This window comes from Deminuibacter soli (assembly GCF_003412455.1).
Lineage (GTDB): Bacteria > Bacteroidota > Bacteroidia > Chitinophagales > Chitinophagaceae > Deminuibacter > Deminuibacter soli.
In genome coordinates this window covers 1-11,179 of the sequence record NZ_QTJU01000008.1, presented here as the reverse complement: position 1 = coordinate 11,179, position 11,179 = coordinate 1, and the positions used below count along the sequence as shown (strand labels likewise).

Genomic DNA, 11,179 nt, shown 5'->3' with positions numbered 1-11,179 from the left:
AAACTATGCTTATTTTGCCGCTTGTTATCTGCAACCAAGCTGCTGCTCCCGGAAATTATTCTCAAAATGAATCGCATGAAAAAAATCTGTTGCTGGGTATTGAGTTGTTATACCAGCCTGGCCATGGCGCAACCTGTGCAGTACACGGTTGCCAACGCACATTCGCACAATGATTACGAAAACACTATCCCGTTTTTAACCGCTTATTATGCAGGCTTCGGCTCTATTGAAGCCGATGTATATGCTTACAAAGATTCCCTGCTGGTATCGCACGAGAAAATTCAGCCCAATGGTGTACACCGCAGTTTTGATTCACTGTACCTGCGCCTGCTGAACCAGATGGTGGTGGCACACAATGGCCACCCATATGCAGATACTACCCGCAAACTGCAGCTACTCATCGATATAAAAAATGATTCCCTTGTTACCATCAGCCGCGTAATGGCTGCCATTTCCAGGTACCCCAACCTGGTAAATAACCGCCAGGTACATTTTGTACTCACCGGTGCCCGCCCGCCTAAAACGGAATACAGCAAGTACCCGGCGTTCATTCATTTCGATGGCAATGTAGGTGAAACCTATCCTGATGATGCCTGGCCTAAAATTGATATGCTCAGCGCCGATTTTCACCGCTTCAGCGAATGGAATGGCAAAAGCAATATCCTTGCACCGGATATCGCTAAACTAAAGCCATTGGTTGAAGATGCGCACAAACACGGCAAGCCTATCCGTTTCTGGGCTACACCCGATGTGGTGAATGCCTGGTACCAGCTCATGAAACTGGGTATCGATTACCTTAACACCGATCATATCCACGACCTCGCGGCATTCCTGAACAACCTGCCGGCGAATAGCTATACCAATCCTGCAGCGCCTTACACTGCTTACCAGCCCAGCTTTGCAAGCGACGGTGCAGAAAAGAAAGCAAAGAATGTTATCCTGCTCATTGGCGATGGAACCGGTCTTGCACAGTTGTACAGCGGCTACACAGCCAATGGTGGTCAGCTCAATATTTTTAATATCCGCAACATGGGTTTATCTAAAACCAGCTCACACGATAACTACATCACTGATTCTGCTCCTGGTTCTACCTCCATTGCATCGGGCGTAAAAACCAATAACCGCTTTGTTGGGGTTGACCATACCGGCCGCGCACTTACCTTGCTGCCGGTATATTTTAACCGCCTCAAAAAAACAACCGGCCTGGTTACCTGCGGTGATGTAACCGACGCCACCCCGGCCGATTTTTATGCGCACCGTGCACTGCGCGACAGCTCTGCTGCTATTTTCAACGACCTGGCTGCTGCTCCGGTACAATTGCTGATGGGCTCTGGCAACAAAAGTTTTACCCCTGCGCTTGCTGCCCGGCTGCGCAACAGCGCCTTTAACATCGACAGCGTGGTAGCCCATGTGCCTGATACCACCACCGGCAAATGGCTTATCATGGAACGTCAGGCTGAATTATCTATGCTTAACCACCGCGGTCCCTGGCTGCAGGAAGCTTTTGATAAAACACTCAACATTCTCAAACGCAACAAAGCCGGTTTCTTCATGATGACCGAAGGCGCGCAGATTGATCATGGCGGCCATGCCAACAACCTGCCCTATGTGGCTACCGAAGTAATGGACTTTGACCAGGTAGTTGGCCGTGCCTTACAATTCGCCGATGCAGATGGTGAAACACTGGTGATTGTTACCGCTGATCATGAAACAGGCGGCTTATCGCTGCTGGGCGGTGACTTCGGCAAAGGCTATGTAACCGGTAACTTCTCCACCAACGACCATACCGGCATACCCGTACCGGTATTTGCTTACGGTCCCGGTTCACAGCTGTTCCGTGGTGTATACGAAAACACAGAATTGTTTCATAAAATACTGGATGCAACAGGAGCTGCTGCCCGATAAAAAAAACTTATGAAAAGAAGAACATTATTAAAAACGCTCGGTGCACTTTCTGTAGCACCTGCTGTATTACCTGCAGCTGCTGCAGCAGCTACAGCCCCGCGTTCTGCCAAACCGGTATTGCGACTGGCGCATATTACCGATGTGCACCTGAAAGGCGAACTGAATGCACCGGAGAAATTTGTACGCTGCCTCGAACATATCCACCAGCAATCGCCTAAAGTTGACCTGGTATTGAATGGTGGAGACACTGTTTTCGATATGAATAAAGAGCAACTGCCTACCATTGAAGCCGAATGGAAGTTATGGCACAGCATTATTGAAGCACACTGCCACATACCCATGAAACATTGCCTTGGCAACCACGACATCTGGTGGTATGAAGAGGGCACCAAGGGAGATCCTGCCTACGGCAAGCAGTACAGCCTGAAGCAACTGAAAATGGAAGCACCCTGGTATACATTTAACCAGGCAGGCTGGCAATTTATTGTGCTGGATAGCGTACACCTCGATATCGACAATACCTGGTACATCGGCAAACTGGGCGATGCGCAGTATACCTGGCTGGAGCAACAGCTGGCACAACTGCCTGCCACAACGCCGGTTTGCATACTCTCGCACATTCCCCTGCTCACTGCTACCCTGATGATCGAAGACAATATTGTAAACAGGTGGGAGTTCACCGGCGGCGATATGCACACCGATATCGCCAAACTAACCAAACTGTTTGTACAGCACCCGAACGTAAAACTGTGCCTGAGCGGCCACATCCACATACGCGACAAAGTGGTCTACAACAATGTCACCTACATCTGCGACGGCGCGGTAAGCGGTGCCTGGTGGAATGGCAACAGGCGCGAAACCCCGCCCGGCTACGGTCTCATCGATCTCTATGCTGATGGCACCTTCGACGAGCAATATGTGCCTTACCTGGAGCGTTAGCGGGTACGTAGCTAAATAATCATCAGTGAAATACAAAAGCAGTGCAGAAGCATTGCTTTTGTGTTTTAAGAAATACACCACTCTTTTTACCGGAAATTGATGTATTGGGGCGTCATATTATCTAAAACCTCCCTGCATGTATACCAGCAAATTATGGCGAAGCCAACGCCTATTGCACAGATCAGAAGGTTTACCGGCAAGTTTGGTACCGGGTAGTCAGCCCGGAACAAAAAACGCAGGTTCACAAAGTTCAGGGCAATAAACAGCAGGCTGGTGAACAGGGTAACCAGGAACGACCTGGCGTAAAACAGCAGAAAAGGTTCCGTTATAGAAGTATATGTTTCACCGAAGGATTTTACAGCCTGGAATAGCGCAGGCGCGTTGGCAGAAGAGATGATCAATACGCCCAGCAGGATAAAGGCTGCCGGCAGCGTCTCCGCATCGTTCATCCCGCTGTAGGGTCGTTTCAATAGTTTCATGCGCCGCAATAATAGCAGGCTTACATAAATAACCAGGTAGCTTTGAACAATAAGCAGTGGAAAAGTAAATATAATATGTGTGGGTAAAAATGTTTTCATTGTTGTATGTGTTATTGAAGTAATGTTACGTTCCAGCGGTTAATATCAGCAAGGTTGGCAGGAATTTGTCCGGGGCCAAACCCGGTAGCAGTAGTTTCCCATAAATAATAGTGTGCTCCGTTAACAGGGATGGCTATGGCAGTGTTTGATGGTGGTTCATCAAGGTCAACGGCAATCAATGCATGTTTATAATAAGTGCTGGTCAGCAGTGCTACTTTATAACCCAGCTTGCCCAGTATATCATACAACAGGAGGGCCCTTGTATCGCAATCTCCTTTTAAATCACCCATAAATTCTACAGGTGATTGTACACCAAATTTTGAGTATCCCTTGCAACAATCACCATTGCAGCGCGAGAGGTATTGATTTACGTAGCTATCAGTATAGTTGTCATAACAGGATTTGTTTACTACCAGTGCATAGGGTATGGATTGAATGCAAGACACAATCATTGATGCCTCATGTTGCCGGTCAAGAAACCTGGCTTTAGCCAACGAATCGAACCTGCCTGCCATAGATGTTATATAAATATCATCGGTTTGCAGCATAGAGCGGTATACCGCGCCAATACCCAGCGCAGCATACTGTTGTTCATCCATTTGTTCATGCGCAATGGCCGATTGATGTATGGCAGACGATGGTATGGAAAGTTGTATGGCATAGTGAGTACTATCCCTGTCTTCCCATTGAAGATTATGGCGAATGATGGTATCTGCCTGCTGATTCTGCCCCTGCACAACATCTCTTGCTGAATTGATGTGCGCATGACTTCTGCGTGGAACAACACGCATTGCACGGTGTGATGTATGCAACAGCGAAAACATTGCAGAAAACAACAGCAGGCAGGTTATAATGGCCCCCAGCCACGGCAGCAGTTTGGCAAACAGGGAAGCAATCCGCGCCAGTAAAATGACCAGCAACGGAAATAGGAAAGGAGCAAGAATAAGCAGGATCCCTGGCCTTATGATTACAATGAGGAGCAATGCTACCAGCCACCACCAGGCAGACTGGTTTCGGTCGTCATCCTTGTAAACAGGTGTCTTGGTGGTGGGGTCTGTTTTCGGTGTGCCGGGTTTAGGCTTATATATCCTGTACTTTTTCCAGTTTGCCCAATAAGTACTACCGTCCGGTGCATAAAATTCCTGCCTGGTATAAATGTAATCTGAATCGGTTTTCGTCTCCACACGCCCGGTAGGGCCGGAATACTCCGTATATTCTTCCGTTATGTTTTCCTCGTACTGGTGCAATACATAACCAAACATTTGTCCCTGCAAGGTGCCAAAACTCTGTGCTTCATGCCGTACCATATCTTTCAGCACAGGGTCTTGTACACGAATGTCGTATAACCAAAGCTGGTAATATTCCTGTTCACCTGCATTCATCACCCTGCAGGTAACCGGCTGTTTTAAAGGTGTAGCCATGGAGTGTGCGGCCGCATAAGCTTGCAGGTATTCAGCTGGCGGATCGTTATAAATATGTGATGAGAAGATGGTTGCCAATACTTCTGTAGGAATGATCGTAAACCGCTGTTCCCATTGTTGGGCATAGGTATCAGTTAACTCCGGCTCGCCCTGGAACTTGATATCAATGGTGCCCTGTACATATACTTTTTGTTCGTGTACTACTGTGTAGGTTTTGGTCCTGGTTGTTTTGCCAGGTTCAAAAACGGGTTCAGGGTTGTGTGTTGTTGCAGGTTTCAGTTGTGTGACTTGTTCATGTGCTGCCCGGTATTCATCATACACAGCCCGGTTAATCTCATTGCTCAGCACTTCATATGCCTCATTGATTGCTTTGAAGCGCTCTTCTGCCCCGGCAGCATCTCCAGGATTTTTATCCGGGTGATGTTGGTTGGCCAAACGGCGGTAAGCTGCACGCAGGGTTTCCGGCGTGCATTTGCTATCGACACCCAGTATGCTGTAATAGTCCTTTGTATAGTCCATTGCAGTTAATATAAACTAAGGCTGTTCAAGGTATTTTTGAAGAAAATCAGCAGTGTGTGCAGCAGCCGGCGGTTGTTTACGCCTGGTATTAAAGGGAGGATCCTCATACCGGGTAAAAATACTTACCGGCTCATCAAACAATGTGCAATACCGGTCGGTGAAAAATTTATAGGCATCAAGTATCAACGCCTTTTCATGTTGTTTTTTCAGCTGGTAATATTCGTGCTTACTCGATAAGGTATACACCAGGTAACCGGGCAGTAAAAACAATAGTACAATCGCCAAAGTCAGCAACCATGCACCCGGGTTCCTGTGGTGAACTTTTTGTACGCGAAACAGGAAGAAGCTGTTACGGCCGATGGTTTGTTGTGCTGCATTGCTGAAAGCTTCCATTCTTTGCTGTATGCGTTGTATGCCGCTGTCTATGGCAGCAAGCTCAATATTATACACAGTTGTGCCGTAGGTGTTTTTCTGCTGCATACAGTACGCTTTCCTGGCGATGAGCTTATCGATCTCCCCTTGCTCCATCGCATCAATTTTAGCTGTGTGCGACAGCAGCAGTTGTTGCTTGTATTGCTCAACAGCTGGTAATAGTTTAGATGCATACAGCGAAATAACCAGCGGCTGTGCAAGCAAAAAGCCCATGAATGCAATAAACCCCATGCGGATGACATTGGAAAAAGTAAATATCCCCTTGCTGCTGTTTTCTTTTGCAAATGTGTTTAACAGGAAAATATAAATGCAAACCACAGCAGGCAAAAGAATATGGCAAGTGCTATTTCTATAATAATAGCATGAAACAGCAGGTCTATGGCATATCGTACGCTTAGCCAGGTAAGCAGCATAATGGCTACAATCAGCAACGAAGAAATATAAAACCGTTGCAGAACTCCTGCACTGCGCATCAGCGAGTACTCAGCACCCAATAGCCTTACAAAGCTTTCGGGTGAAAACATCCAGGATCTGTTGTGCTGGCTCATACCGCTAAGCCTTTATCCTGTGGCTGTGTTTCGTTTACAAAAAGTTCCGGGTTGTCATGAATCTGCTCTTTCTTTTTGTCTGTCCACCGGTTTAATGCTGCTTCGCTTAACTGGCTTTGCGCCTCCAGCAGGGCTATTTTTTCCTTCAGCAACCGCAGTACCTGGTGTTGCACTATTTTATCTCTTTCATGCCCTTCCCTGTCCTGGTAATAATTATACTGTATCTCAATCCCGTTTTCTGCTTTAATCAGCTCTTTGATATTCTCTTCCATATAGTCATACGGGCTCTTGATCAGCATCAGCTTAAAAAAGATCGGTGTGAGCTCGATGGCCATAAACAGCAGGGTAATGAATAAGGAAATGACAGGCCCGGAAATTTCATGGCATATTTTAATGCGTTCCAGCAACCCGTCAAGGCCCGCAGCATACTTCTGGCTCTGGTTTAATGCAGCTTCCCTTCTTTTTTCAATTTCTTCTTTTTCGCCTTTTACTTTTACATATTCAGGACTGTTTTCGAGTGCTTTAATTTCCTGGGCAAGTGCATCCATCTGTTGTTTGATGGCAGCTGCTATGGGGCCGGGGTAGCGATTTTCGCATTGTTTAATATAGTCATCCTCCAGTTTTTTGTAACGTTGTCGTTTATCTGTTAATTCTGCTTCTATCTTTTCAATCCCGCTTTCCTTCTTTGCAATCTCGCTATTGAAAATTGAATCGGTTTTTGCCTTATATGCCTGCTGTTGTTCAATCTGTTTCTCATGCAGCTTGATATCTATTTCGGTTTTAAACATTCTTATCTCAACCGGCTTTGATATTGTCATAGCAATGATAGCGCCCATGAATAACCTTGGCAGGGCTCCCTTCAATTCTTTCCGCGTTATTTCTTCAGTGCCATCTCCTTTACCTGTGCTCGAAACAATAAACCGGTCGAGGTTAAATATCATTAGTCCCCATATAATGCCAAATACCAGCGCTTTCAGCATCGTGGGTATATCAATGCTGTTGTAATTACCGCTAATATCTGCCGCCGTTTTAAAGGAGTTGATGGCATTGCCCCGCGGCTCAAAAATGGTATAGAAGGCATACCCGCCTGCAAGGCCGGCCATAAGCCCTGTTGCTACAATAATGCCGCCCAGGCACAGGTATTTCACCTGGTCGCCATAAGTGCTGCGCTCAAGTATGTAACGGTCTGCACCTGCAGCTTTCCAGAATAAGCGCATAAGAAATGAAGGTGGTGAGCTCCGGTAAAAATCACGGGACATAGTAGGTCAGTTGAGGTTGATTAATGGATATACTATATACTGCAGCGTTGATAGTCAGCGGTAGCTGCAGTTGCAGCTTTTTTAGCTGAATAGCTGGCATGGTAAAACCAGGTTGCACAGTTGCAATAGAACAGGTTAGTGCGTTAAGAAAAACTGCATCGAAATAGTGTAGCGTTTGCGCATCTATATGTACGTGTTTAAGCGGTAATACTGTTTTGACAGATCGCCAAACATTACTCAGTTTGATTGTAACACAGGCTGTGCCTGCAGGCAGGCTGCATACGGCGGCGCCGTTTCGTTTGCGGTATACAATGTTGCCCGGACTAACGCGTATTTTGCCTGCATGAACAGTATCCCAGCTTAGCAGCAATAATTGCCTGTTTTCCACCACCAGGTCTATGCAGTCCAGGCTGGCAAAACGGGGTTTACGGAAATCGGATAGCCACCGTAGCTTTTTTACTACCCGGTAACACCAGTATTTCATGAGTTGATGATTAGCGTGCAGATTGCTCCCATTTACAGAGCGTTTTATTGCTTTTCTGGGCGCTTTCCAGTGTGGTTTGTACAATGCGGTGCTGGCAATTGCTTAAACCGCGGCAATTTGCTTTGTAGTGATACCTGATGGCACCGGTACTATCACATACATACACCGTTGTAGTGGTGTTGCCACATTTAATGTTGCTGAGCAACAGTAAAACAAATAAAAGCGTTTTCATTTGCCGGTACGGATAACGTTTTCACAATACACCACAAGGCATATGTTATTGCGTGTGGCAAGGTTTGGAACAGTATATACAACCGTTTGCCTGGTTATGGTATTTCTTAGCTTCACGTACGGCATCGGCACAGTTATCAAATTGCCCGAGGTATGTTCTGTGTGTAGGCTTGGGCAGCCAGGCGCAATCTTCAGCATGCACCTCATGATCACCATTGTCTTGTGCTACTTTTGAAACGTAGTATCCTTTTTTCATGTTGCAGTGTTTATGTTTCAAAAGTAGCTGCTGTTAAACACTGTTTTTTATGGGAAACCGTAAACGACCTTAAACTTTTCAATCTTAAATAACGCCCGTTTCTATGCAAAAAGCCACCAGCTGCTCGTTGGTTGAAAACCCAAATGCTTCCTTCATTTGATTAAGCCGCTTTTCCACACTGCTTAATCCGGATGGTTTAATCTGCTTCTTTTGCAGGTGTTCAGGAATATCTTTCTGCCGTGTTCCCCTGGCCAGCAGCGATAATACGGCTATATCAAAATCATTGAAGTTATAGGTATTCTTCTGTTTAATCAGCTCCATCAGGTGTCTTGGGAAATAGCGCTGGTTAACGGCAATTTTGGCGATCGCCTGTTTCAATTCTTTTGCGTCGTTCCTTGCTTTACGCACATAACCGTCAATATCCAGCTTGTTAAATAACTTCTCGATAACTGCAGCCTCACGTGTTGCAGAAAATACCAGTACTTTCAGTTCTGGTTGTATCTTTCTTGCAGCCTCAATAAGTGCTGCTCCGTCTGCAAGTTGCTGTGCCTTTGTGTCTTCTTCAAATGAAAGGTCTGTGATAAGCAAATCATACGGGTCGTTACGCAGCTTGCTGTTCTTTATCCGGTCAAGTGCATCATCACAATAATAAACATAATCCGTATGGGGAATCTGCAATTCGTCAAGTGTTGCCTGTACAGAGATATTTGCACTTTCGTGGTCTTCTGCTATTAATACTTTTGTTATCATGCGGAGGTTTAAGCAATTGGAAGATGAATCTCAATTTTCAATCCCCTGGGGGTATTGCCGGTAAAATTAATCTGGCCGTTAATGCTGTTAATACGGTTTTCCGTATTGGTTAATCCATTGCCATAACTAAATGCAGCAGGCACTCCCACGCCATCATCTGTATATTGAATTTTTACCCGGTTACCCTTCCGTTCAAATTTTACGACCACGGTTTGTGCCTCGCTGTGTTTGCGCATGTTCACCATCAGTTCCTGCAATACGTGTTTCAGTTCTTTTTTTGCCTGGTCGTTTACAGTCGCCCATAAGGCGGCCTCGTTGCCTACAACCAATACCTTGGTATGCTCATTCCCGAATGATTGAAGTGATTGCGCCAGTGCTGTAGGGTAATCAACCGGCTCAGGTTCCGGTTGCTCATAAGAAATATCACGCGATTGTTCGTACAGCTTTTCTATTTCATCCAGCAGCTGCTCTTTCTGCAGCTTGTTGTGTTCCACCTGTGTCATCACCTGGTATAACCCATTCGCCACCACATCGTGCACTTTCCTGGAAGTCTTAAGCCGAAGCTCGCGCATGGCATTCTCCGACTGCTGCTTTCGCTTGCGGTCCCAGGCAATGATCATAAATAACACAATGACCAGAAGAACAACGATGCCCCCAATAAACACCCGCTGCAGTATAATCTGGATCCTTTTTTCTGTATTGTCTTTCTGCAAACGCAGGTTGTCAGCTTTATTTTTTTCCGCGTCATAACGAATCAGGGCATACTGGTTCTTCGCAGCATTGCGCCTGGTTTGCAGGCTGTCGCTTAAATAATGGTAGCGTGTAAAATACTGCTGCACTTCTCCCGGCGCACTCAGCGGAATGATTTTTTCCAGTGCTTCCAATTCATCATCCGGACTATTCAACTGCTGCGCAACAGCATACCTTTTACGGGCATAGAGCAGGGCAGAATCTGGCCGGGATTGACGGTAGTAATCAGCCAGGTGCGCATAACTGGCATTCAGCCCCCAGTCATCCTGCTCATCCTGGCGGATTTGCAGTGCCGCGTGTAGTTCAGGTGCTGCCTCGTAACCGGAATTTTGCAGCCATTTTACGTTGGCCAGGTTAGACAATACCCGCGCATACTCTTTCTTATTATTCCGGCTGCTGTTAATAATGGAATCGTAAATGGCGATCGCTGCACCGTACTGCTGCTTTTTGCAGTAAGCAACAGCCTTGTCGTTTAAGGCAATGGTTTTAGCATCTGCGTCAGTTGCAAACTGTAAAGCATGGTTGTAGTAGTCGAGCGCAGCGTCATAGTTTTTCAGGTTAAGACTGCTGGTGCCAAGTTCGTTATAGTCGGAAGAGAGGCAGTTGTAGTCCAGTTTCTTTTGCTCATTGAGATATTGAAGCGATAACAGCAGGCTTTCCTGTGCGCCGAAATAGTCGCCTGCGTCAGATTGAATCACGGCCATGTTATTATAAGCCAGGGCAACCAGTAAACTATCTTTCTGGCTGGCCGCGACTTTATTGAAGTAGTAAAAAGCAGAATCGTTTTGCCTGTACAAAAAAGATTCGCCTTTATCATAATCCAGGGTTGTGGTAAAAGCAGCGGTTTTAGGTTGTTTGCTGCATGCACAGATGCAGGTAAGCACCAGCAGCAGAATTAGATGGCATGTTTTCAAAAAGGGCTATTTGACTTAAAAATAAAAAAATCATATATTTCGAAGGAGATATTCGGCTTAAAAAATAAGAGGCCGTCTCAAAAGTATTTGGGGCGGCTTTTTCAATATTGGCCGGTATACCACGCTATATAGCGGAGACTTTGATTAAGTGAGGTAAAATTATAAGATCACAGGATTGTGTTAGTAGAAGGGC

The 11,179-nt window shown here is 46.1% G+C and carries 12 protein-coding genes; 2 read left to right on the top strand and 10 right to left on the bottom strand.

Features of this window, described 5'->3' with window-relative positions; genetic code table 11:
- The first annotated feature begins 75 nt into the window (after positions 1-75).
- Together DXN05_RS18460 and DXN05_RS18455 are read left to right on the top strand one after the other, a co-directional pair.
- The gene (locus DXN05_RS18460; RefSeq protein WP_158559317.1) at positions 76-1,905 is read left to right on the top strand and encodes an alkaline phosphatase; all 1,830 of its coding nucleotides are present in this window, start codon (positions 76-78) and stop codon (positions 1,903-1,905) included.
- A 9-nt stretch (positions 1,906-1,914) separates the two neighbouring features.
- Entirely contained in the window at positions 1,915-2,844 is a 930-nt protein-coding gene (locus tag DXN05_RS18455; RefSeq protein WP_116848767.1) for a metallophosphoesterase family protein, read from the top strand.
- 86 nt (positions 2,845-2,930) lie between these two features.
- On the opposite strand, the gene DXN05_RS18450 is transcribed toward DXN05_RS18455, so the two are convergent.
- The 10 genes from DXN05_RS18450 to DXN05_RS18405 all read right to left on the bottom strand — a co-directional run bounded on the left by DXN05_RS18450 (position 2,931) and on the right by DXN05_RS18405 (position 10,986).
- The gene (locus DXN05_RS18450) at positions 2,931-3,422 is read right to left on the bottom strand and encodes a hypothetical protein (protein WP_116848766.1); all 492 of its coding nucleotides are present in this window, start codon (positions 3,420-3,422) and stop codon (positions 2,931-2,933) included.
- Positions 3,423-3,433: 11 nt separating this feature from the next.
- Positions 3,434-5,362, bottom strand: coding sequence for a J domain-containing protein (locus tag DXN05_RS18445; RefSeq protein WP_116848765.1), 1,929 nt, complete (start codon positions 5,360-5,362; stop codon positions 3,434-3,436).
- Between the two features lie 15 nt (positions 5,363-5,377).
- Positions 5,378-6,025, bottom strand: a complete 648-nt coding sequence (locus DXN05_RS18440; protein ID WP_147313984.1) for a hypothetical protein — start codon at positions 6,023-6,025, stop codon at positions 5,378-5,380.
- 59 nt (positions 6,026-6,084) lie between these two features.
- Positions 6,085-6,342, bottom strand: coding sequence for a hypothetical protein (locus DXN05_RS18435; RefSeq protein ID WP_116848763.1), 258 nt, complete (start codon positions 6,340-6,342; stop codon positions 6,085-6,087).
- Positions 6,339-7,559, bottom strand: coding sequence for a DUF4407 domain-containing protein (locus DXN05_RS18430; RefSeq protein ID WP_211330098.1), 1,221 nt, complete (start codon positions 7,557-7,559; stop codon positions 6,339-6,341). The genes DXN05_RS18435 and DXN05_RS18430 overlap by 4 nt, the downstream gene beginning before the upstream one ends.
- 31 nt (positions 7,560-7,590) lie before the next feature.
- Positions 7,591-8,085 (bottom strand): hypothetical protein, encoded by a 495-nt coding sequence (locus DXN05_RS18425; RefSeq protein WP_116848761.1) that lies wholly within the window; start codon positions 8,083-8,085, stop codon positions 7,591-7,593.
- A 10-nt stretch (positions 8,086-8,095) separates the two neighbouring features.
- Positions 8,096-8,317, bottom strand: a complete 222-nt coding sequence (locus DXN05_RS18420; protein ID WP_116848760.1) for a hypothetical protein — start codon at positions 8,315-8,317, stop codon at positions 8,096-8,098.
- 45 nt (positions 8,318-8,362) lie between these two features.
- Positions 8,363-8,572: a hypothetical protein gene (locus tag DXN05_RS18415; RefSeq protein ID WP_116848759.1), complete on the bottom strand. Its 210-nt coding sequence runs from the start codon at positions 8,570-8,572 to the stop codon at positions 8,363-8,365.
- A gap of 84 nt (positions 8,573-8,656) precedes the next feature.
- A complete protein-coding gene (locus tag DXN05_RS18410) occupies positions 8,657-9,322 on the bottom strand; it encodes a response regulator (protein ID WP_116848758.1) in 666 nt (221 codons plus the stop codon).
- An 8-nt stretch (positions 9,323-9,330) separates the two neighbouring features.
- Entirely contained in the window at positions 9,331-10,986 is a 1,656-nt protein-coding gene (locus DXN05_RS18405) for a tetratricopeptide repeat-containing sensor histidine kinase (protein WP_211330097.1), read from the bottom strand.
- Between the last annotated feature and the right edge of the window lie 193 nt (positions 10,987-11,179).